The organism is Microbispora sp. ATCC PTA-5024 (assembly GCF_000511135.2).
Taxonomy (GTDB): Bacteria; Actinomycetota; Actinomycetes; order Streptosporangiales; family Streptosporangiaceae; genus Microbispora; species Microbispora corallina.
On sequence record NZ_KI866524.1, the window covers coordinates 437592 to 460086 of the forward strand.

15 protein-coding genes and 1 other RNA gene are annotated in these 22495 nt (G+C 73.4%); 3 read left to right on the forward strand and 13 right to left on the reverse strand.

The window, feature by feature from the left end; genetic code table 11:
• Positions 1 to 1677: 1677 nt before the first annotated feature.
• Complete coding sequence (locus tag MPTA5024_RS22685) at positions 1678 to 2448, forward strand: class I SAM-dependent methyltransferase (RefSeq protein WP_051458525.1); 771 nt, start codon at positions 1678 to 1680, stop codon at positions 2446 to 2448.
• Here MPTA5024_RS22685 and MPTA5024_RS22690 read toward each other — a convergent pair.
• The 7 genes from MPTA5024_RS22690 to MPTA5024_RS22715 all read right to left on the reverse strand — a co-directional run bounded on the left by MPTA5024_RS22690 (position 2389) and on the right by MPTA5024_RS22715 (position 14421).
• Positions 2389 to 3381 (reverse strand): DUF3068 domain-containing protein, encoded by a 993-nt coding sequence (locus MPTA5024_RS22690; protein WP_036327799.1) that lies wholly within the window; start codon positions 3379 to 3381, stop codon positions 2389 to 2391. The genes MPTA5024_RS22685 and MPTA5024_RS22690 overlap by 60 nt on opposite strands.
• Entirely contained in the window at positions 3378 to 7664 is a 4287-nt protein-coding gene (locus MPTA5024_RS22695) for an alpha-(1->3)-arabinofuranosyltransferase domain-containing protein (protein WP_036327801.1), read from the reverse strand. Before MPTA5024_RS22695 ends, MPTA5024_RS22690 begins: the two co-directional genes overlap by 4 nt.
• 8 nt (positions 7665 to 7672) lie before the next feature.
• Entirely contained in the window at positions 7673 to 8926 is a 1254-nt protein-coding gene (locus tag MPTA5024_RS22700) for a glycosyltransferase family 4 protein (protein WP_036327803.1), read from the reverse strand.
• A gap of 204 nt (positions 8927 to 9130) precedes the next feature.
• On the reverse strand, positions 9131 to 9262 hold the full coding sequence (locus MPTA5024_RS44325) for a hypothetical protein (protein WP_269750622.1): 132 nt from the start codon (positions 9260 to 9262) through the stop codon (positions 9131 to 9133).
• Positions 9263 to 9401: 139 nt separating this feature from the next.
• The gene (locus tag MPTA5024_RS22705) at positions 9402 to 11078 is read right to left on the reverse strand and encodes a hypothetical protein (RefSeq protein WP_084369920.1); all 1677 of its coding nucleotides are present in this window, start codon (positions 11076 to 11078) and stop codon (positions 9402 to 9404) included.
• An 84-nt stretch (positions 11079 to 11162) separates the two neighbouring features.
• Positions 11163 to 13397 (reverse strand): acyl-CoA dehydrogenase, encoded by a 2235-nt coding sequence (locus MPTA5024_RS22710; protein WP_036327806.1) that lies wholly within the window; start codon positions 13395 to 13397, stop codon positions 11163 to 11165.
• Between the two features lie 91 nt (positions 13398 to 13488).
• Complete coding sequence (locus tag MPTA5024_RS22715) at positions 13489 to 14421, reverse strand: hypothetical protein (RefSeq protein ID WP_036327808.1); 933 nt, start codon at positions 14419 to 14421, stop codon at positions 13489 to 13491.
• 156 nt (positions 14422 to 14577) lie between these two features.
• On the opposite strand from MPTA5024_RS22715, the gene MPTA5024_RS22720 reads away from it, so the two are divergent.
• Together MPTA5024_RS22720 and MPTA5024_RS22725 are read left to right on the forward strand one after the other, a co-directional pair.
• Complete coding sequence (locus MPTA5024_RS22720) at positions 14578 to 15651, forward strand: S1C family serine protease (RefSeq protein WP_036327811.1); 1074 nt, start codon at positions 14578 to 14580, stop codon at positions 15649 to 15651.
• A 93-nt stretch (positions 15652 to 15744) separates the two neighbouring features.
• On the forward strand, positions 15745 to 16764 hold the full coding sequence (locus MPTA5024_RS22725) for an adenosine deaminase (RefSeq protein WP_036327813.1): 1020 nt from the start codon (positions 15745 to 15747) through the stop codon (positions 16762 to 16764).
• A gap of 61 nt (positions 16765 to 16825) precedes the next feature.
• On the opposite strand, the gene MPTA5024_RS39900 is transcribed toward MPTA5024_RS22725, so the two are convergent.
• The 6 genes from MPTA5024_RS39900 to ftsX form a co-directional block, all read right to left on the reverse strand.
• A complete protein-coding gene (locus MPTA5024_RS39900; RefSeq protein WP_232326601.1) occupies positions 16826 to 17386 on the reverse strand; it encodes a GntR family transcriptional regulator in 561 nt (186 codons plus the stop codon).
• A 176-nt stretch (positions 17387 to 17562) separates the two neighbouring features.
• Positions 17563 to 18294 carry an NYN domain-containing protein gene (locus MPTA5024_RS22735; RefSeq protein ID WP_036327816.1) on the reverse strand — a complete coding sequence of 244 codons (732 nt, stop codon included), beginning with the start codon at positions 18292 to 18294 and terminating at the stop codon, positions 17563 to 17565.
• A gap of 150 nt (positions 18295 to 18444) precedes the next feature.
• Positions 18445 to 18828: a transfer-messenger RNA gene (gene ssrA, locus MPTA5024_RS39045) on the reverse strand.
• Positions 18829 to 19129: 301 nt separating this feature from the next.
• Positions 19130 to 21028, reverse strand: coding sequence for a penicillin-binding transpeptidase domain-containing protein (locus MPTA5024_RS22740; protein ID WP_232326602.1), 1899 nt, complete (start codon positions 21026 to 21028; stop codon positions 19130 to 19132).
• A gap of 3 nt (positions 21029 to 21031) precedes the next feature.
• Positions 21032 to 21514, reverse strand: a complete 483-nt coding sequence (gene smpB, locus MPTA5024_RS22745; RefSeq protein ID WP_036327819.1) for an SsrA-binding protein SmpB — start codon at positions 21512 to 21514, stop codon at positions 21032 to 21034.
• Positions 21515 to 21594: 80 nt separating this feature from the next.
• Positions 21595 to 22494, reverse strand: a complete 900-nt coding sequence (gene ftsX / locus MPTA5024_RS22750; protein ID WP_036327822.1) for a permease-like cell division protein FtsX — start codon at positions 22492 to 22494, stop codon at positions 21595 to 21597.
• Position 22495: the final 1 nt, after the last annotated feature.

The window sequence follows — 22495 nt, forward strand, 5'->3', positions numbered from 1 at the left end:
AGCACGTCCGGCCGGGCGGGGGGACGCGGGCGACGAGCGCCTGGACGCTGACCGGGGCCAGCCGGCCCTTGTCGTCGAAGACCAGAGCGTGCTCGGACGGCTCGGGCGCCCGCATCCGCGCGCGCAGCGCCGGCCGGGCGAGCGGCGCGAGCAGGTGGTGGCTGAGCCTGCGGTTGCCGTTCCACGGCAGCACGATGTCGCCGGGAAGCGGGCTGGAGTAGACGACGGCGGTGTCGGGCGCCTTGGCGAGGGCGGCCCGCACGTTGCCGAGGTAGGCGCGGACGCGGTCGCCGGACAGCGTGTCCCGGTAGTTCGCGATCGACACGATGGACGTCACCAGGTAGGCGCCCACGGCCAGCCCGGCCACCATCGGCACGCCGGTCCCGGACGGCAGCGACCGGCGGTACGGCCGCGTCTCGCCCGCCGTCGGCAGGAGCGCCAGCGCGAGGCACAGGGCCAGCACGATCGCGGCGTCGGCGACGTACCGGGTCTCGGCGCCGACGATCTGGGCGAGGCCGGTGCCGCGGGCGATGGCCGTGGGGACGGCGTCGACGCCGACGACGTAGCCCGCGAGGATCAGCCAGGCGCGCAGCGCGTGGCGGCGCCACGCGATGGTCAGGACCAGCAGCGCGACGATCACGACCCACGCCGTGACGACGAGGAACGTCCCGGGGTTCGCCATGCCGCCGGTGGGCGGCACCGGCCCCCACGAGAGGGGTCCCCCGACCGCGCCCGCGGGGAGGGTCCGCCCGAGCATGCGGGACACCAGGTCGGCCACGTCGCCGGGCTCGGGGACGGCCGCCCCCTCGCCGGGCGCCGTGCTCCTGCGGGCGAGGTAGAGCGCGGTGTACCCGGCGAGGAGGGCCGCGTAGGAGGCCCACAGCCGCCAGTGCTGTCGCACCTCCCGCAGCATCAGCGGGATCCAGCCGCCCGCCCACGGCCGCAGGTAGGCCGTGGTGACCGCGAACAGCAGGAACGTGAGGAAGACGCCCTTCGTGCTGAACGCCATGGCGAACAGCACCCAGTAGAGGGCCCGGCGGGCGTGTTTGGCCGCGCCGCCCCGCACGTACCGCACCTGGGCGTCCAGCGCCATCACCATGCCGAGCTGAAGCGGCACGGCGTTGATGGCGGCCGACCACCAGCCGAAGGCCGGGATGGTGAGCGGCGAGAACAACGCGAGCGCGAGCGGCAGCAGGATGCCCGGGCGCACGCCGAACAGCCGCACCAGCAGCCGCAGCAGCCCGATCGCCACGGCGGCCTGCAGGGCCATGGTCACGGCGGAGACCAGCAGCCAGTCGTACGCCGAGATCCGGGCCAGCACCCACGTCAGCCCGAGCGCCCCGGGCATCAGGTGGCCCTTGTGCACGCGGAACAGGAAGTCGAACGTCAGCCCGTGCTCGTAGGCGTCGCCCATGAAGAGGAAGTCGTCCTCGACGAAGTACGAGCCGAGCAGGATGGGGATCCGCACGGCCAGCGCGGCCACCACGAGCAGGACCGCGGTGGCCATGACGGGGTTCGCGACGCCGGCCATCCAGCGCGGAAGGGTGATGCTCAGGCTGGGCCGTTCGGTGCCCGTGATCTGGGTCATTCCGATCTCCCTGAGGCGATTGTCGCCGTACGAGCGATATCAGCGTTCTGGGTGCCGTATCCGCCGCCTACCGGCGGGTAATGAGTGTTATGCTCCGGCCCACCCACAGGGAGGGAGAGGCCGTGCACATCGAGCCGTTCCACGCCGACCTGGCCCGATCGGTCCGGCTGCTCAGCGCCTTCCGCAAGGAGCAGACCGACCCGGACTTCTTCTACGGCCTGCTGGCCACGGACACGGTCGCCCAGCTCGGGACGTACGCCGACCTGGACGGCGCGCTCGTCGCTGACGTCGGCGGCGGCCCCGGCTACTTCACCGAGGCGCTGCGCGCGGCCGGCGCCCGCCCGGTCTGCGTCGACTGCGACGCCGGGGAGATGAGCGCCCGGGCGGGCGTCATCCCGGACGGCGCCGTGCTGGGCAGCGCGCTCGACCTGCCGCTGGGCACCGGCACGATCGACGTCTGCTTCTCCTCCAACGTGCTGGAGCACGTGCCGGACCCCTGGCGGATGGCCGGCGAGATGGTCCGGGTGACCAGGCCGGGCGGCGTGGTGTACCTGTCGTTCACCAACTGGCTGTCGCCGTGGGGCGGCCACGAGACCTCCCCCTGGCACTACCTCGGCGGCCGCCGCGCCGCCCGCCGCTACGCCGCGCGGTACGGCCGCCCGCCCAAGAACGTGTACGGCGAGAGCCTGTACGCGGTGTCCGTCGCCGGGGCGCTCGCCTGGGCCAGGAGCCACCCGGACGTCGAGGTCCTCGACGCCCTCCCCCGTTATCACCCCCGCTGGGCGACCGCGGTGATCCATCTACCCGGCGTTCGCGAGATCGTGACCTGGAACCTGCTGCTCGTCCTGCGGCGCCGATAGCCGCCGGGCGAGGCGGGCGGCGCGCTGCCAGGCGTACATCGCGAGCAGGACGCCGCCCAGCACGAGGAAGCCCACCGGCACGACGTCCCGCACCAGGACGATCCACTGGCGGAACCGGGCCGCCTCGGCCGCCCGGGCCTGCACGTCGCCCTCGTTCATCACCAGGTCCGCCTGGAAGGACGTCTGGCGCTCCACCTGGTCGGGGGTGCGCAGCGTGTCGCGCCGGCGCTCTTCGGCCTTGACCGTCAGGCCGCTCTCCGGCTCCACCCACAGCGTCCGCGTGATCTCCGTGTAGCGGGAGACGCTGATCCTGCGCCAGGACGGCAGCCCGACCGACGCCCCCGGCACCTGGTCGGGCAGGTCCTCCACCTTCACCGGTCCGGCCGAGTAGGTGTACCGGTAGACCGGGACGCCCTCGACCGTCTCCGCCCGCTCGAACCGCAGCGGCGCCTGCCGCTTCAGCACCGGGTCGAACATCTCGTACGTCCGCGGCTCGGCGTGGAACGGCAGCCGGAAGGCGAGCCCGGTCTGGCTCACCCCCGTGTCGTCGTCGACGTACTCCCCGCAGCAGTTCACGGCCTCCCCCGTCCGCCTGTCGAAGGCCGTGCGGCGCTCGTGGTAGTCGAGCCGCTGCCCGTCCCCCGTCTCCAGGGAGGAGAACTCCACCCACACGGCCGTCCGGTCGTCCCCGGCGGAGGGGTCGCCGTACAGCGAGACCGTGTTCTCCACCGGCACGCCCGTGCGCAACTGGAAGGTGGCGCTGTCGAGGTAGGTGGCCGAGGGCGACGCCATCCGGTAGACCCGGGTCTGCTCCAGCGGGAGCACCAGCGTGTGCGGGTAGACGTAGAAGCGGAACAGCGCCGCCACCGTGACGAGGAACGCCGCCCCGGCGATCAGGACGGTCTTGGGCAGCCGGATCAGCGCGTCGATCACCGTCGCGCCTCCTCCAGCTCGGGGCCCGCGGGCCCGGGACCGGCCGGACCGCTCCTGTCCGGCCCGCCGCCGTCTCCGTGACCGCCGTCACCGCGACCCCCGTCTCCGCGACCACCGTCACCGCGACCACCGTCACCGCGACCGCCCGGCTCGCCCGGCTCGCGCGGCTCCTCCGGCTCGGCGAACAGCGGCCGGCGCACCACCGGCTCCTGGTCCCGTACGGCGCCGAGCAGCCGGGCGAGCACCAGGAGGCAGAGCACCTGGGCGACGAGGCCCTGCCCGGCGGCCTGGGCGATACCGGCCGCGGCGAGCAGCCCGGCGACCATCCACGCCGACACCGCGCGCCGCGCCAGGCGCCGCAGCCGCGACGGACCGGCGTGCTGGGCGTCGGCCAGCCGCCGCACCCACAGATGCAGCGCCAGCGTCCCGGTGACCAGGAGCGCGCCGATCACGCCGCCGGTCCACAACCCGGCGAGCGGCGCGGCCGGCCAGACCCAGGCCGTCGACGGCCGTCCCGCCGGGGCTCCGCGCAGCCGCGACCGGCCCCGCACGAGGGCGAGCGCGACGACGAGCAGGGCGGCGGCCAGCCCGCCCAGCAGCGCCGTCCGGTAGACCGGGTCGGGCTCGTAGCGCAGGACGACCTCGCCGCCGCCCGCGGGCACCTCCCAGGCCTGCTTCCAGCCGTCCAGCCGCACGGGACGGAGCCGGACGCCGCCGAGATAGGCCTGCCAGCCCGCGTTGTAGTTCTCGCCCACGACCAGGTACGAGGGCGCGGCCGGGGAGACCCGCAGGCGGCGCTCCTCGGGCCCCCACGACAGCACGGTCGCCGGCGCGAGGTCCTCCGTGGCCCGCTCCTCCGCCTCGTCGGTCCGCAGCACGGCCGACTCCACCCGGAACGCGTCCCCCGACGCGACGCTGAGCCTGCTGCGGCCCTCCGACAGGTGGACCGGGACGCAGCCCGAGTACGTCAGCGGGCGGCCGTTCAGGACGTCGTCGAGCGTGCCGCCGACGATCCGGGTCGGCACCTCGTTGCCGTCCACGCGAAGGGTGGGGCCGTAGCCGCAGGGCAGCCGCAGGGGGAACCCGCCGAGCGCGCCGAGCGGCTTCACGCCGGGGATGGTGACCTCGGAGACCTCGATGGCCCGGGAGGCGGGCGCGGTGAACTCCAGGGAGAACTTCCGCGTCCGCAGCGGCGGGAACGTGAACCGGCCGTCGCGGCCCACCCAGCCCTGCACGGCCGCGGTCTCGGTCCGCAGCGTGAGCTTCACCGGCGGCTGCCCCATGAACGAGTCGGGGAACAGCACCCGGATCTGCGCGAAGCGGTGCGCGGTGCCGAGGTCGAGGTACAGGGTCGGGTGCCGGTCGAACGGCTGGGCGTACCAGAGCGTGGTGGGGTCCCCGTCGAGGGCCTGGCGGCCCAGCACGGCCGGGTGGTCGGTCACCGTGGACGAGGCGCCGACGTGCGGGTAGAGCGACGGGAGCGTGGTGAGCAGGTCGGCCGCCCGGGGGTCGGTCAGCACGGCCTTCCCGCTGACGGTGCGGACGCCGTCCCGCGCCACCGGGAAGAGCCGGTCGAGCCCGTAGCCGTCCTCCCCGAGGATCTGCAGGCGCGGCGAGCACGTCCAGGTGGCCGAGCCGCGCATGCAGGCGGGGGCGTCCCCCTCCTTCGTCAGCAGGATGGTCCCGGGATCGCCGGACGCGGGGTCGGGCACCGAGATCGTCCGCACCGCATGGACGCCGGGGATCCGCAGCTCGGTGATGCCCACCCGGCTGCCGAGCGGCGTCTTCGGCTCGTAGGCCAGCCGGGTCACCCGGATCCGCAGCCACGAGGTCTTCCCCCGGACGGGCCGGAGCGTCTGCGGCAGGTCGGTGCGCTGGACCGCGGCCCGGGTCACCCCCTGCTCGGTCTCCAGCGCGACCTCGGCGACCGGCGGCCCGATGGCCGACTCGTCGAACGCCACACCGATCTCGCTCAGGTCGAGCTCGCCGGTGAAGCGGACCTTCAGCCACTCCCCGACCGCGCCGTGCCAGCCGTCGGAGCGCCAGCCCGTGCGGGCGTCCCCGTCCAGGGCCGCGTACGGCTGCCGCCCCGGGTCGCGCTGGCCGGAGGCCGCCGTCACGCTCGCCTCCGAGGACGACGCCGTGACGTCCCTGACGTCGAGGTAGCGGGCGGTGGACAGGGCCCCGGCCCAGGCCGGGTCCGTCAGATCGGTGGTGACCGGCTTCTGGTCGTCGGGGAGCGTGGCCGAGGCGATCCGCCGGACGTCGCCGAAGACGATGTCCCGTTTGCGGAGCGTGTCGCTGCCGACCGTGTCCTTGTCGGGGATCGCGGACGCCCCCGGCTCGTCGCCCACCAGGACGGGCCGGTCGTCCGGGAGCAGGCCCTGCTCGGCGAGGTCGAGCACGGCCTCCGGGGCGCCCTCCACGTGCAGGGTGCCCGCCCGGGGCACCGTGCCCGCCACCGGGGCCGCGCCGGGGACCGCGTACACCTCCAGGGCCGGGTACGGCTGGTCGAACCAGCCGGAGGCCGTGCTGCTCTGCGGCATCCCGACGAGCGGGCCGAACTCGGCGGTCCGGGTGAGACCGGAGTCCTGGAGCGTCTGGTGCACCCGCGCGGGCCAGGCCGTGCCGAGCGTCTCCCGCACCAGGTCGTTGCGGATGAGCAGGTACTTCACGCCCATCCGAGCGAGGGCCTGGGTGAGGCCGGGCGAGCCCCTGCCCGTGGAGAACCGCTCGTCGACGGCCTGCACCACCCGCGCCAACCCGGGCGAGCCCCACGGCACGTTGGCGTGGGTGGCCCACCGCACGGTGAGCAGCGACTGCATGGGCTCGTCGAGCGGCCTGCCCCACAGGTACTCCCCCCGGGCCGAGCCCGGCATGGCGAGCACCATGCCGTCCCCGGTGTTCCGGTTGAGCCAGGTGGCCGCGTCCCGCCAGTACGACGGGAGGTCGGGGAACGACCCCTGCGGCGTCACCCCGGCCGTGGCCACCGGCACGAGCGTGAGCGCGAGCGCCCCCGCCGTGACGGCGAGCACGGGCCGGCGTGCCCGCACCGGGCCCGCGACCGGCAGGGCGGCCAGCCCCAGCGCGAGCGGCAGCCGGATCAGCGCGTCGAACTTGTGCAGGTTGCGGAAGGGCGCGAGCGGCCCGTCGAACAGGTCCTGCACCTGGGACGTCCAGGGGTGCGCGAGGTCGCCCGCGTGCCCGGCCGTCACGACGAGGACGCCGGCCACCACGCTGAGCACGAGGAAGGTCCGCTCGGGGGTGGCCCGGCGGACCGCGCCGGCCAGGCCGAGCGCGGCCAGGAGCGCGGTGGCCACCACCAGCCACGGCAGGGTCGCCTGCTCGAACGCCGCGGGCAGCCAGGGCCGGCCGTCCACCGGCAGGAACGAGATCCAGCTCGACGTGCCCCGCAGGGCGTTGACCAGCGACGTGACGCTCGTGGTCGCCGACGCCGTCTCGATGAACGGCAGGAACGAGAAGATGTAGCGCCCGAGCAGCAGCAGCGGGACGAGCCACCACAGCGAGACGAGGCCCGCGAACAGCAGCCACCAGGCCAGGAGCCGCCGCTTGCGGGGGCCCCTCCCCCGGCTCAGCAGGTAGATCAGCGGGACCACCAGCACGGCGAGCTCCGCGGCGGCGTTGACGCCCCCCGCGAACAGGAACGCCGCCGCCGACAGCGCCGCCGCCCGGCGGGGGCTCGCGCCCTCGCGGGTGCCGTGCACGAGCGGCAGCAGCACCCACGGCAGCACCGCGCTGGGCTGGAACTCCGAGGAGTTGATCCCGATCAGCGCGAGCGCGTGCGGCGCCAGCGCGTACGACAGCGCCGCGACCAGGCGGGTGGCGGGCGAGCCGATGCCCATGGCCCCAGCCAGCCGTTCCGTCCCGAGGAACGCGGCGCACAGCACCCCCGACATCCACAGGCGCTGGATGTCCCACGCCGGCATGTCGAGCGCGTGGAACAGCACATAGAACGGCCCCATCGGGAACAGGTAGCCGTACGCCTGGTTCTGCAGGTGGCCGAAGTACGCCGGATCCCACAGGTGCAGCGCCCGCGACAGGAAGCCCTGGGCGTTGACCGCCATGTCGAGCTTGGTCTCGGCGATGACGGCGCCCGGCGCGGTGTTGAACGCGATCGCCGCCAGCAGCAGGCACCCGGCCACCAGCCGCAGCGTGTGACGCAGCCCAGGCGCCCGCTCTCGCTCCGCCGGGCGCGCGGGCGGCGACGGCTCCCGCCGGAAGGGGAACGGCGGGGAGGGCTGGGCCCGGGTGTCAGCGGACACGGCTTCGCTCAGGACGTCTCACGGGATGATTCGCGTAGTTCGCTCACGATTAGTCCGGTCATGCTAGCGCCCGTGTTCCCCCAGGTGAACTCCCGCGCCCACATCCGGCAGGCGCTGCCCATGCGGGCGCGCGTCCGGGGGTCGTCCAGCTCCTTCAGCGCGAGGGCGACGACGTCGGCCAGCCGCTCGCCGTCGCGGACGAGCCAGCCGGTCACCCCGTGCCGCACGGAGTCGCGCAGCCCCGCCACGTCGTACGCCACAGTGGGCACGCCGAGCGCGGCGGCCTCGATGACGGTCAGCCCCCAGCCCTCGAACTCCGAGGCCGTCACGTTGAGGCGGGCGCCGCTGAGCACGGCGTTCTTCTCCGCCTCCGGGAGGAACCCGTGCAGGTGCACGCGGCCGGCCACGTCCGGCCGGGCCGCCAGGGCGGCGAGGCGCGCGTGCTCGGGACCCCGGCCGACGATGTGGACGTGCAGGCCGGGATAGGCGTCCCCCAGCTCGGCGGCGAGCTCGGCCACCCGCTCCACGCGCTTGTGGCCGACCAGCCGGCCCAGGTAGACCACGGCGGGGTCGCCGCCGACCGCCTCGCGGGCGACCGGCCGGGCCGTCGGGCTGCCGTTCGGGATCACCTGGATCGGCGCGATCCACCGCAGCCGCTCCCGCATTTCCCCGAGCGACGACTCCGAGACCGTGACCGTCGTGCACCGCCGGTAGAGCAGCCGGGCGACCGGTCCCTCGATGAAGCATCCGATCGCCGCCAGCCAGCGGGGGAAGAACGCGTAGAACTGCCGGTCGTGCACATGGTGGACCACGCAGACGACCCGGGTGCGCCGGCGGGCCACGACGGGGGCGAAGAACGGGATGCCGTTCATGCAGTCGACGACCACGTCGAACCGCCGGCGGCGCAGCAGCAGCCAGAGCGGGACCAGCAGGTAGACGAGGTAGCGGTTGCCCATCCGGCGCAGCTCGATGCCGTCGCGCCGCTCGGCGCGGGCCTGGCCCGGCTCCCGGCTGGTGGCGAAGTGGACGGAGGCCCCCTGGCCGACGAGGTAGCAGGAGACCTGCCAGGCGTACTCCTCGGCGCCGCCGGCGACGGACTGGCACGGCTCGCGGAAGTTGAGCACGGCGACCCGCACGCCATGGAGGGAGGGGGCGGCGGACGGGCCGGGCAGCGCGTCGAGGTGGGGCCGGTCCTGGAGGGGCGGCACCGCGCGGGAAGACCTGCGGCCCGAGGGTGTCGCCTTCGCCTCCTGTGCGACCACGACCACTCCTTCGGCTCTGGGGGCGTCCTGCGGGTGCGCCACCTCCGCCGGCACGGGGACGCGGGCGATCCGGGCACGGACGCATGAGGGCATGGCGGAGCCACGCCCCTGGATGGGCTGGGGGAATGCCGCCGGCGACGGGTCAGGGGCGCCGGTTACGGCTCGCGCGAATCCTTACGGGATGGATCTCGGGGTTCCGGAAGGTCACCTGTTGCCGTAGTTGTACAGCGGCTTGTTGGGCGGCTCCGACGAGGGCGCGGCCACGTTCACCACCGCCACGGAGGCGACCGCGGCGAGCACAGCCCCGACCGCCAGAGCAGCCAGCACCTTCAACACGGATGCTTCTCCCTCCAATGTGCGAACGCGCAGTGCGCTGAGACTAGAACGTGATCCAGCTCATACACCATAGCTTTGGTCAAACCGTGATAAAAAGAGTTACCGTCCAGTATGCGCCGCCAGGCGGCCTCTCACCTGCTCACAAACGCAACAGAAGAAGCTCGGAACCTCGCCAGATCTGAGTGGCTCCGGGCAGTCTGGGCAGGAACCGGTTCTCGTTAGGACCCTCCACGAGGACGTACCGCACCCCCTCCCGCGCGAGCGCCGCCGTCAGCGGGCCGTACGGACGGGAGACGAGCGCGCCGACGCGGCGGGCGCGGGGGTTCTCGGCGGCCACCCGGATGCGTCCCCCGCCGCGCAGCCCGACCACGAGGGTGTCGTCCCACAGCACGGGCCGGGCGAACATCTTCGTCGCGGGGTCGAGCACCACCCGGCCGTCGTTCCAGGCGAAGGCCCGGTACGCCCCCCAGGGCAGCGACAGCAGCGCCCCCGGCGCCGGATCGGCGTTCACGACGGCCTGGACCGTGCGCCACTCGTCCGGGTACCCGGCCGCGCCGAGCCGTCCGAACGCGCCGAGAGCGAAGGTCGGCAGCACGAGCACCGGCACGGCCGCGGCGGCGAGCGCCGGCCGGGCGGACCAGGCGCGGGCCAGGGCCCCGGCCGCGTACCCGAACCCGGCGGCCTGGAGCAGCGCGAACGGCGCGATGTAGACCTGGCCGTCCCGGAACGGCCCGAAGCCGGGCCACCATCCGACGAGCGCGCGCAGCAGGCCCGGCCCGAACGCCCCGGCGCACGCGATCAGCACGCCCGCGCAGGCGGCCACGGCGAGCCCCCGCGCGTACGGCGGAGGGCCCGGCCCGTCCGCCGGCCGCCGCCCGGCCAGCCGGACGAAGCCCGCGACCGCGACGACCGCGAGCGCGAGGCGGGCGGAGGCGAGCGCGAGGCCGCCCTGGCCCGGGACCACGGCCTGCGCGTTCCAGATGCCGCCGGGCGTGAGCAGGCTGCCGAGCGTGCCGAAAGGCCCGTCGGCGCGGGCCGCGAAGGCGTCCACCCCGGCGGGGTCGGTGTGCGCGTCCGCCCGCAGCGCCGGGACAAGCCACGGCAGGCTGAGCACGAGGAGGACGGCCGCGACGCCCAGCACGGCCGCCCACCGCCCGCCCAGCACGGCCCGCACCCGCCCGTCCAGCGCGGTTCCCACCCCCCCGCCTCGCGCGGAAACGCCGGAGCCGGCCGGGGCGCCGGCGGGGACCGGAGGCCGGGCCAGGGCGGCCACCGGGAGGACGGCGAGCGCGGTCACGAGCACGGCCTGGAAACCGCCCACGGCGGCCGGCAGCAGCGCCGGGACGAGCCGCCGCGTTCCACCGGATCTCGCGACCCGGGCCGCCGCCCGCACCGCCCAGGGCAGCCCGGCGTACCCGAGCAGGAGCGCCCACTGTCCGATGAGCAGGCGCTGGGCCAGGTAGGCGTTCCAGGCGTAGAAGGCAGCGGCGGCGAGCCGGGGCGCGAGACCGCCCGGCGGGCGGGCCTCGTCCGCCAGGGCCGCCGCCCCCGACGCGGCCAGCACGAAGACGCCCAGCAGGACCGCCTTCTGAACGAGCTCCGCGGGCAGCACGGCCGACAGCAGCGCGACGACCTGGTCGCTCGGCACGCCCCGGGGGAAGCCGCCGACGTCGAACCGCAGCGGCGGATGGGGGACGAACACCATGTCGTACCGCAGCACGAAGCCCGGGCCGAGGGCCGGGCCGAGCGCGAGCAGGCCGAGCACCAGCCCCAGCCCGGCCGGCGCAAGCCGGACTAACGGGATGGTCGGCCGCATGTCGTACAGGCTAGGGCGCGCGTGGGTCAGATGGTGACGACCACGCGGGCACCGGAACGCCCGCGTGGCCGCCATGGAAGAGGACTACTTGCCGGGCTCGGGGTCGCGGGGCAGGCCGAGCATGCGCTCGCCGATGATGTTCAGCTGCACCTCGGTCGTACCGCCGTAGATCGTCATGGCCCGCGTCGCGAGCACGGCCCGGTTCCAGTAGCCGGCGTCGCCCAGCTTCCAGTCGGCCGCGGTGACGGCCGCGGCCCCGAGGAGGTTCACCGCCGCCTCGGACACGTGCTGGGCGTGCGAGGTGGACAGCAGCTTGCGCACCGACGCGTCGGCGCCGGGCTCCGCGCCGGCGAGCTGCTTGAGCGTGACCCGCAGCGACAGCGCGTTGATCGAGTGGGCCTCGCAGGCCACGGCCGCCAGCTCCTGCCGCTCGGCCGGGGTGAGCTCGCGGCCGAGCCGTCCGGCGAGCCCGAGCAGGTCGGGAAGCGAGGAGCCCGTGCCGCCCGAGCCGGACGACAGCGAGACCCGCTCGTTCGACAGCGTGTTCCTGGCGACCCGCCAGCCGTCGTTCACCTCGCCGACCACCAGGTCGTCGGGGACGAACACGTCGTCGAGGAAGACCTCGTTGAACAGGTTCTCCCCCGTCATCTCGGTCAGCGGGCGGACGGTGACCCCCGGCGACTTCATGTCGACGATGAAGTAGGTGATGCCGTCGTGCTTGGGCTTGGAGGTGTCGGAGCGGGCGATGCAGATGCCCCACTCCGCCACGTGGGCGACCGACGTCCAGATCTTCTGGCCGTTGAGCTTCCAGCCGCCCTCGACCTTCTCGGCCTTCATCTGCAGCGACGCGAGGTCGGAGCCCGCGCCCGGCTCGGAGAACAGCTGGCACCACACCATCTCGCCGCTCAGCGTCGGCGGCAGGAAGCGCTCCTGCTGCTCGCGGGTCCCGTACGAGACGATGGACGGCACCACCCAGGCGCCGATGACCATCTGCGGCAGCTTCAGCCCGGCCGCCCGGATCTCCTGGTGGATCAGCACCTGCTCCAGCGGGGAGGCGTCCCTGCCCCACGGGCGCGGCAGGTGGGGCATGACGAAGCCGGCCGCGGCCAGCGCCCGCTTGCGCGCGCTCCCCCGGCGTCCCTCGCCGTCGGCCGTGTCGTCGATCCCGGCGATCTCGGCGAGCTCGGCCCGGATCGCCTCCCGCAGCGGCTCGGACTCCTCCGGCAGGTCGATCTCCATCTCGCGGGACACGCCGCCCAGGGCGAGCGACGCGACCGTCTCCGCCCACTCGGCCGACGAGCCGAGCAGGGCCCGCAGCGTGAGGGCGCGGCGGTAGTAGAGGTGGGCGTCGTGCTCGAAGGTGTACCCGATGCCGCCGAAGGTCTGGATGGCGTCCTTCGCGCACTGCACGGCCGCGTCGGGGGCCATCACGCCCGCGATGGCGGCGGCGTAGGCCCGCTCCTCCCCGGTCGCGCGGGTCGCGTCCCACACGGTGGCCCTGGCCTGCTCCAGCGCGACCAGCATCCGGGAGAGCTTGTGCTTGATGCCCTGGAACTGGCCGATCGGGCGGCCGAACTGCACCCGCACCTTCGCGTAGTCGGCCGCCGCGGCGACGCACCAGGCGGCGACGCCGGTCGCGTCCGCGCCGAACACGATCGCGGCGAGGTTGAGCACCTCCGCCCGTCCGAGGCCGTCCAGGACCCGCTCCGGCGGCACGGCCACCCCGTCGACCTCGACCTTCGCCACGCCCCTCGTGAGGTCGAGCGGCTTGACGGGGGTGACCGTCGCCTGCGAGGCGTCGACCGCCACCCACTCCTCGCCGAGGTCGGTCGTCACGGGCAGCACGAGCACGTCGGCGAGCGCGCCGCCGAGGACGGGCTCGGCCGTTCCGGTGATCCTCAGGACGCCGCCCTCGCGGACCCCGGACACCGCGCCGTTCAGGGCCACCGCGCCGATCGCCGAGCCGTCGGCCAGGCCCGGCAGCAGGGCGGCCTGCGCCTTGGCGCTCGACGCGAGGATCACCGCGCCGGCGAGCACGGTCGGCACGAACGGACCGGGGGCGACCCGCTCGGACAGCGCCTCGATGGCCACGGCCGCCTCCAGCAGCCCGTAGCCGGAGCCGCCGTGCTCCTCGGGGATGTGCAGGCCGAGCAGTCCCTGGTCGGCGAGGCCTGCCCAGAAGGCGGGGCGCTCCTCGGTTCCCGAGTCGGCGAGGACTCCGGCCGCGCCCCGCACCAGGTCGGCGGGGACGGCCCGCTCGGCCCATCCCGCCACCGACTCGCGGAGCGCCTCGTGCTCCTCGCTCAGCCCGATCGCCATGTGATCCTCCAGCGCTAGTCTGTGTAGAACCATATTCTAGAGGAAAGTTCGCCGGGTGGCAGTGCCGGGGCCGATTCCGGCGAGCAGTCCGTCAGATCGGGGTGACCGTCCAGAACAGCATGTCGAGGTCGCGGTACAGCTCCTCGCGGTCGTCCGGCACGGTGGCGAACAGCAGGGCCGGCTTCGTGCGGCCCGTGCCGACCACCATGACGAAGGCCTGCGCGGAGTGCTTCTCGCCGTCGATCCGGTACGTGGCCTTGTATCCCAGCAGCCAGCCCATGCCCCGCCGTACGGGCTGGGAGGCGGTCCAGGTCACCTTGGCGCCCTCGGGCTGGTAGCGCAGCGACCACCGGGCCGCCCGCGCCGCGACCTTGCGGTAGTCGTCGTAGGAGGTGAGGGCGCCCGGCGCCGCCCCCGGGAGCGGGGCGGACCCGATCAGCGCGAGCGGAAGCTCGGTGTCGCCCGCCCGCTGCCCGGACGCGAACGGCGGCAGGGTGTCGCCCGTCCACGGCCGGCCGAGCTTGGCGTAGCTGATCCCGGCCTTGCGATCGAGCACGTACGACGCGACGGCGGTGCCCGTGCCCGGGAAGACCGGCATGGGCCTGCTCGCGGGGACCTTCGGCAGCACGATCGGGGCCGGACTCGGCGAAGGGCTCGGAGTGGGGCTCGCCGAGGAGGCGGCGGCGGTGGCCGCCCCGGGCCCGCCGTCCGCGACCTCCGGCTTGTCCCCGGAGAAGACGAGGAAGACCACGACGACGGCGACGACGGCCACGAGGGCGGCCGCCAGCGTGTACACGAGCCGCAGCGGCAGCTCCCCCACCCGGGAACCCGCCTGGGAGCCCGGCCGGGACCCGGTTGCGCGCCCGGCACGGACCTCGTCACGCGCGCCCGGGCCGGGGGCCGGCGGCGCCGCGAGGTTCTCCGCGCTCACCCGGGGCAGCGGCGTGGTGGGGGCGTCGTAGTAACGGAGGAACGGCTGTTTCGGCCGGTCGTCCCCGGCCTGACGCGTACCGCCCTCCGCCATGCCCGCAGATTACGCCACAAATGGCAACAGAAGCGGATCGGCGGCGGACGTTCCGCCCCGCTCGCCGGAAATGCCCGCTCCGCACACGTGATGAGCTGGGCATTCGTCCGGCGTGCCGCCCGATCGCGGCGGGCGTGCCCGGGTACACAGGTCCCTATGGACCTTTCGGGGAAGGCCGTCCGGCTGGCGGCGGCCGCGCTGGTCGTGCTCGCCGCCTGCGGCTGCCAGGCGGGGAACGGCGGACGGGTGGGCGGGAACGCCACGGCGACGGCGGCGCCGCCGGCAACCGCGCAGACCCAGCCGGCGGTGCTGGAGTCCGCGTTCGAACGGGTGATCAAGAAGGTCCTCCCGTCGATCGTGCAGATCACCACCACGCAGGCCCTGGGCTCGGGGATCGTCTACGACACCGCCGGGCACATCCTGACCAACGCCCACGTGGTCGGGACCGCACGGGAGTTCCAGGTCACGCTGGCCACCGGCGGTCCGGCCAGGAAGGCCCGGCTGGTCAACACCTTCCCCGCGGGCGACCTGGCCGTCATCGCGGTCGAGGACGCCCGGGGGCTCACCCCCGCGACGTTCGGCCGCTCCGCCGAGCTGAAGGTGGGCCAGATCGTGCTGGCGATGGGCAACCCCCTCGGCTTCTCCGGCAGCGTGACGGAGGGGATCGTGTCGGCCCTCGGCCGCACCGTCTCGGGGGAGAGCCACAACGGCCGGCCCGGCGCCATCATCACGAACGCCGTCCAGACCTCGGCCCCGATCAACCCCGGCAACAGCGGCGGCGCGCTGGTGGACCTGACCGGCGCCGTCATCGGCATCCCGACGCTCGCGGCCGTCGATCCCGACCTCGGCGCGGCGCCGGGACTCGGCTTCGCCATCCCCAGCGACACGGCCACCGACGTGGCCCGGCAGATCGTCCGGTACGGCAGGGTGGTCAACAGCCACCGGGCCGCCCTCGGCGTACGGGTGGGCACGGCGGTCGACGCCGACGGCAACCCGATCGGCGTCGTGGTGGGGGCGACCACCCCCGGCGGCGGGGCCGAGAAGGCCGGCATCCGAGCGGGCGACGTGATCGTGAACGTCAACGGCACCGCGACCCCCTCCTCGAACGCCCTGTCCCAGCTGCTCGCCACCCTCAAGCCCGGCGACAAGGTGCGCGTCCAGGTGCGTCACCCCGACGGCGGCAACGCCACGGTCCCGGTGACGCTCACCGAGCTGCCGTCCACCGGCTGACGACCGCGACGGAGGCGGAAATCCTGACAAAGTCGTGGTAGATAGCCCGAATTCGCTTGGAGGTGCCGGACGGTGGCTTGTTACGGTCGTCGCGTGACCTCCCCCGACCTCACCCGGTTCATCGCCGGGCTGCCCAAGGCCGAACTCCACGTCCACCACGTCGGCGCCGCCTCGCCGCGCATCGTCGCCGGGCTCGCCGCCCGCTACGAGGGGTCCACGCCGCTGCCGGCCGACCCGGCCCTGCTCGACTCGTTCTACGACTTCCGCGACTTCGCCCACTTCGTCGAGGTCTACCTGCTGGTCGTCGACCTGATCAGGGAGCCCGGCGACCTGTGGGAGCTGTTCCACGGCATCGGCCGCGACCTGGCCGACCAGCGCGTCCGCTACGCCGAGCTGACCGTCACGCCGCAACTCCACTTCGCCCGCGGCTTCGCGCCCGAGGAGTTCTGCGAGATCATCGAGGACGCCCGGCGCAGCGTCGAGGCCGACTTCGGCACGGTGCTGCGCTGGTGCTTCGACATTCCCGGCGAGTACGGCGTCGAGGCGGCCGACAACACCCTGGCGGTCGCGCTGGACCAACGGCCCGACGGCCTCGTCAGCTTCGGGCTCGGCGGCCCGGAGGCCGGCGTGCCGCGCGGCCGGTTCGCCCCGCACTTCGCCGCGGCCAGGGCCGCCGGGCTGCACGTGGTGCCGCACGCCGGCGAGACCACGGGCCCCGAGACGGTCTGGGCCGCCATCCGCGACCTCGGCGCCGAGCGCATCGGCCACGGCGTGCACAGCGTCCAGGACCCGGCGCTGCTCGACTACCTGGCCGAGCACCGGATCACGCTCGAGGTCTGCCCCACCTCGAATGTGCGGACCAGGGCCGTGCCCACCCTGGCCGACCACCCGCTCCCGGAGCTGGTCAAGGCGGGCGTGCCCGTCACGATCAACTCCGACGACCCGCCGATGTTCGGGACCACCATCAACCAGGAGTACGCCGTGGCGGCCGACCTGCTCTCGCTCGACCGGGAGGGCGTCGCCGACCTGGCCAGGGCCGCCGTGCGGGCGTCGTTCCTCGACGACGGCGGCAAGGCGGCGCTGCTCGCGGAGATCGACGCGTACGCCACCTGATGGGAGTCCGGTCAGGCCGGCCCGATGTCGGGCAGCCGCCTGGGGGGCTCGTGCCCTGAGGTCAGAATTCGTCGGCGCCGGTGACCTGGGTGATCGTGAAGACGTGCCGGGAGGCCGCGCACACGGTCTCCAGCACGTGGACGGGCGTGCCGTCGGCCGCGTAGCTCGCCCGCAGGATCCGCACCACCCACTCGCCGGGGTCGAGGTCCAGCGTCTCGGCCTCCTGGGGGCTCGGCTCGCGCGCCACGAGGTGCTCCTCGGCCCGCCCGAACCGGTGGCCCAGCGCCTCGATGCCGGCCTGGAGGCTGGGCGTCACGAAGCCCGGCTCGCCCAGCGGCGTCCCGCCGAACAGGTCGAGGCGCAGGTAGCTCGTCGCGATACGCACGGGCACGTCGCCGGCCAGCAGCAGCTTGCGCCGCGCCAGCACCGGCTCGCCCGGCCCCACCTCCAGCGCCTCCGCGACGTCCACCGGGGCGGGCTCGGGCCCCACGTACAGCATCCGCCGGCCGGCGCTCACCCCCTGCCGCTCCGCCTCGGTCATGAACAGCGACGCCGAGCCCCGTACGGTGGGCTCCGTCGGCAGCGCCCGCCGCACCACGACCCTCGGCTTCCGCTCCGTCACCGCACCCGCCTCCCCTCCGGCACGCCCCGACTCTAGGCCCTTCCGGCCGCCCTCCGTCCGCCGGGAGCAGGGGGCACCCGGCCCCGGACATGAGAAAACCCGGCCCACAAGGAGCCGGGTGGTATATGCCTTCAGGCTACCAGATCAGACCTCCGGCGGAAGGGCGGCCGGACTCGTCACCAGCCCGGGGGCCGCGCGTACGCCTCGACGGTGTGCGGCAACTGGCACTTCTTCAGGTCTGCGGAGGTGAGCTGGTACCACCAGTGCCGTCCGACGCCGTCCGAGGCCTGACCGCGCAGGGCTCCCGCCAGGTACTTGCCACTCGGATTGACGAGGCCGAGCGGCACATGCCGCCGTGCCTGTTCGATGGGGAAACGCAGGTCGCTGTCGTTGGAGATGACGACGGCGCCGTCGACGGCATCCCTGAAGACGTCCAGCAACAGGTGTGAGGCCACGTTGACGTCGGAGCCCTTCTCCTCACGATAGGCGTAGGACACCATGAAGCTCGCGTCGCCGACGGGCTCGCCCGTCGCGTCACAGACCTGGACGGGCCACGCGGGACGCGCGACGACGGGCCTGCCTGCCCGGTCCCGTACGGCGAGTGGCGCGTACTTCACCCGGGAGACGTAGTAGCCGAACTCAATGTGATCGACGCTTCCAGCGGCTCGGAGGGCGTTGATGTAGACGCTCTGATCGCGCTGGCCCTCGGGATTGTCGGCGCCGTCGATGCGGACGGTGCAGTACACAACGCGCTCCACGCGGGCGCCGCTCCAGTTGGTTCTCCTGGCGACGAGTTCGGCCGCCAGCATGCGGATGTCCAGCCACCGCCAACCCGGCGTCCCGCGCCCACACAGACCTCGCGCGCCGTAGTAAAGGTTGTAGCCATCCACGTAGACGCCGACTCGCATGCGAGCGACGGTATCGGAACCGCCTGCTCTCCGTAGTCGGTACAGCGAGGACGGGGCTTACCGCTCGGGCGTCGTGCAGGGGGCCGGACATGGATCAGGGGCGGCCGGGTCGGCGGGGTCGCCGACCGGACCGCCCCTGGGGCGATCACAGCGTGGAGGTGGCGGGAATCGAACCCGCGTCCTTCAACACCAAGAAAGGGCTTCTCCGGGTGCAGCCTGTTACGTTTTTCTCGGCCCCGGTGATCTCACAGGCGAGTCGCCGACGGGCTCAGTCACTGTTTGATTTCCCGATCGACCCCGTGACCGGGTCTCTCGGTTGAGCCTCCTAGCGATGTCAGTTCCGGGCCGGAGGCGCTCCCGGGCTGACAGAGGTTCTCGCTGCTTAGGCGGCGAGAGCCAGAGTGTTCTGGCTGACCTCAGTGCTCTTGTTATTGGCACTTATTGTTCGCGGTCACAGTGTTGACGGGGTTATGTCCGCAGTCCCCGACCCGCTTCCCCTGACTTGCAATGCCGAAGTCGAAACCGGTCACCCCCTGTGGAGTTGTCAACCACGGCCTCACGGGCCGGGCACCCTCAGTTTACCTACGAGAACACCCCCGGCGCGACTCGGATTCCCGGCGCCGGCCGGGGACGGCGAAGCCCCCGGGAACGCGGCCGAAGCACGCGTCCCGGGGGCCGACCGGCAGGGTCGAGCCGGTCCGGACGGCAGGGCTCCCCCCGAGATGGAGCCCTGGTCTCATCACGGTGACTGAGCCCGCAACCCCCCAAGCGGGTCCCAGTCACCTAGAAAGACGCCGCGAGGCGCCCCGATGGTTGCTCGGGCCCCGGGCTTTTTTCAGGGCTGCAGGTTGGAGTCCCGGAAGAACGACCCGGCCATGGTCGCGGCGGTCCCCGGGTCGCCGCTCTCGGCCATCACGGCGACGGCCACGTCGCCCTGCCACCCGACGAACCACGACAGCGTGCGCCGCTGCTTCTTGTCCGTCTGGGTCACCTGGGACGCCACGCCGTACACCGTCCCGCCGGGGGCGGTGGCGGCGTGGGCCGAGCCGGAGGAGACACCGGCGCGCATCAGCGTGCGCAGCCTGCCCGTGACGGTGGCGTCGAGCGCGACCGGCCCGGGGGCGGGACGCGCGGACGGCTCCGACGTCGTGACCGGCTGCTCCGGCGAGAGCACGAGCACCGGCGGCCGCCAGGTGCCGGAGTCGACGGCGGCGGCGACCAGCGCCATGGACAGCGGGCTCACCCGCGCGCTCTGACCGGCGATCACCTTCGCCACCGCGGCGTCGTCGCCGGCGCCCGGCACCGAGCCGCTGAACGACCTGAGCGGCAGCCGCCAACCCGTCCCGATGCCGAACTCGGCGGCGCTGGAGGCGAGGGCCGGACCGTTGATCCGGCGGGCCAGCGACGCGAGCGCGGTCACGCAGCCCTGGGCGAAGTCGGTCTGGAAGCTCGGCGCGACCAGCCCCAGGATGCCCGGCTGGTGGAACCGGGCGCCGCCCACCGTGCGGTCGGCGCTGCACGGCACCTTCTGCTCGGGGTCGAGGCCGCCCTTGAGCAGCCCGTGCGCGGCGATGATCGAGAACGCGGTGCCGGGGGCGAACCTGCCCGCGAGCGCGTCCGTCTCCTGGTTGAGCTCGCTGGTGGACACGGCGAGGATCTCCCCGGTCGACGCCTGCACGGCGACGAGGGCGGCGGGGCGGGAGCCCCGCACGGCGTCGTCCCCCGCGCTCTGCATCCGGCTGTCGATCGTGGTGCGGACCTCGGTGTTCTGCCGGCCCGGCCAGGCCTTGAGCTCCTTGACCTGCTGCCACGTCTTGCTGTCGAGGATGACGATGCGGGTCTCGGTCGAGCCGGTGAGCTGGTCCTGGTAGGCCCGCTGCAGGCCGTCTCTCCCGATGGTGTCGCCCGCGCGCTGGGGGCCGCCGAGCTGCTGCTCCGCCTCCGCGGTGATCGCGGTGACCCGCCCGACGATCTGGACGGGCGACTTGGGGGCCACCGGCGGGTTGTCCGTGACGATCTCCAGCCCGGGGATGGCCGCGAGCTTGTCCTTGATCTGCTGGTACTTGTTGCGCCCGAACGTCGCGAGCGCGACGAAGTCCTGCGGGGGCGACGACAGGATCCGGCCCAGCAGGCGGTCCTGGGCGAAGCCGGTGACCCGCGACAGCTCCTCGCACAGCCGGCCAGGGTCCTTGATCTTCGCGGGCTTGACGCCGGCGACCTGGAGGGGCGTCTCGTCCTGCAGCGGGTTGCCGTCGCGGTCGAGGATCGGCTTGCGGCCGACGGGGACGGTCGCCACGGCCAGCCGCTGCCCCGCGTGCAGGTCGGGGTGGATCACGCTCGGCGACCACCGGACCTTCCACTCGCCGCCGACCAGGTGCAGGGGCAGGAGCCCGTCGTACTGCCAGAGCGGGTTGTTCTCACCGAGGTCGACCTCGGCGTGGAAGTCGGCCCGGCCGTCGTCGCCGTCGTGGGCGATGTCCTTGATCGAGAAGCGGATCGAGGCCGCGTCGAGCTGGAGCCGTACGTCCTCCAGCGCCCTGCGCACGGTGGCGGGGTCGCCGTCGGCGCGTCTGGCGGCGGCCGCGTAGTCGCCGCTCTGCCAGCCGAGCAGGAAGTCCCGGACGGCCTCGTGGGGGGACGGCTCCTCGAAGCAGCCCGTCAGCAGGGGCGCGGCCAGTCCCAGCGCGAGGACGGCGCGTACGGCCCTCGCGCGGGCGGACACGTGAACGGCCACGGCCTAGCGGCCCCCCCGGCGGCGGACCGCGTTCGACATGGCCCTGGACATCTCGCGGTTGGCCTGCTTCTCCATCAGGGTCTGCCGCTTGTCGTAGTCCTTCTTGCCCCGGGCCACGCCGATCTCGATCTTGGCCTTGCCGTCCTTGAAGTACATCGCCAGCGGGACGAGGGTCAGGCCGCGCTCGCGGAGCGAGGCCTCGATCTTGCCGATCTCCTTGCGGTGCAGCAGGAGTTTGCGGGTGCGCCGAGCCGCGTGGTTGGTCCAGGTGCCCTGGCTGTACTCCGGGATGTAGACGTTGATCAACCAGACCTCGCCGCCGTCGAGTGAGGCGTAGCCCTCGGTCAGGTTGGCCTTTCCCGCGCGCAGCGACTTGACCTCGGTGCCGGTCAGCACGAGCCCGGCCTCGTAGGTGTCGTCGATGAAGTAGTCGTGCCTGGCACGCTTGTTCTGGGCGATCAGCTTTCGCCCCGTCTCACGTGGCATAGAGGGAGCCTACCGTCGGCGCCGCGGGCGGGAACGACGTCCGGGGGCCGCGCCGGGCCCGGGACCGCACGGACACGTCGTCACACGCGCAGGTAGCGGCGCAGCGTGATGAACGAGGCGAGCACACAGATGACCACGCCGATGACCATCGTGAAGGTGATCACCCCGGCGACCGTGTTCCAGCCGAGCGGAGCGGCCATGTACGTCTGGATGCCCTCGAAGATGAGGATCTTCGTGATGATCAGCAGGACGGCCGCGAAGACGCCGCCGATCAGGCCCGCGATCAGGCCCTCCATGACGAACGGCAGCTGGATGTAGATGTTGGACGCGCCGACCAGCCGCATGATGCCGGTCTCCCTGCGGCGGTTGTAGGCCGACAGCCGGACGGTGTTGCCGATCAGCAGGGTGGCGGCGAACACCATCAGGATCGCGACGCCGAGCGCCATGTTGCGCAGCTTGCCCATGAAGCCGAAGACCGACTGCAGCAGCTCGCGCTGGTTGACGACGTTGGACACGCCGGGCTGGCCGCGCAGGCTGTCGGCGACGGCGGGGGCGCGGTCGGGGTCCTTGAGCTTCACGCGGAAGGACTCGGGCATGTCCTCGACCTTGGTCACCGAGAGCAGCAGCCGGTTGCTCTCGCTGGCCTGGAAGTTCTTGTACGCCTGCGCCTGGTCCTCGAACTCCACGCGCTCGACGTCCGGCATCTGCTGGATCGTCTGCTTGAGCGTGGCCTGCTCCTGCTCGGTGGTGGCACCCCTGTTCCGGCACGCGGGGAAGGAGGAGTTCTTGGTGCACAGGTAGACCGACAGCTCGACCTTGTCGGTCCAGTAGCCGGTCAGGGACGAGACCTGGGAGTTGATCATCAGTCCGATGCCGAGCAGCGCCATGCCGACCGCCACGGTGACGATGACGGCGATGGTCATCGTGAGGTTGCGGCGGAGGCCGATCCAGACCTCGGAGAAGATGAAGTTGGCCCGCATG

Bases quoted from the DNA above. Each gene is read 5' to 3' on its own strand.
- MPTA5024_RS22705 (WP_084369920.1), bottom strand. From the start codon at position 11,078: ATGCGGCCGACCATCCCGTTAGTCCGGCTTGCGCCGGCCGGGCTGGGG.
- MPTA5024_RS22710 (WP_036327806.1), bottom strand. From the start codon at position 13,397: ATGGCGATCGGGCTGAGCGAGGAGCACGAGGCGCTCCGCGAGTCGGTG.
- MPTA5024_RS22715 (WP_036327808.1), bottom strand. From the start codon at position 14,421: ATGGCGGAGGGCGGTACGCGTCAGGCCGGGGACGACCGGCCGAAACAG.
- MPTA5024_RS22685 (WP_051458525.1), top strand. From the start codon at position 1,678: ATGCTCCGGCCCACCCACAGGGAGGGAGAGGCCGTGCACATCGAGCCG.
- MPTA5024_RS22720 (WP_036327811.1), top strand. From the start codon at position 14,578: ATGGACCTTTCGGGGAAGGCCGTCCGGCTGGCGGCGGCCGCGCTGGTC.
- ftsX (WP_036327822.1), bottom strand. From the start codon at position 22,494: ATGCGGGCCAACTTCATCTTCTCCGAGGTCTGGATCGGCCTCCGCCGC.
- smpB (WP_036327819.1), bottom strand. From the start codon at position 21,514: ATGCCACGTGAGACGGGGCGAAAGCTGATCGCCCAGAACAAGCGTGCC.
- MPTA5024_RS22735 (WP_036327816.1), bottom strand. From the start codon at position 18,294: ATGCGAGTCGGCGTCTACGTGGATGGCTACAACCTTTACTACGGCGCG.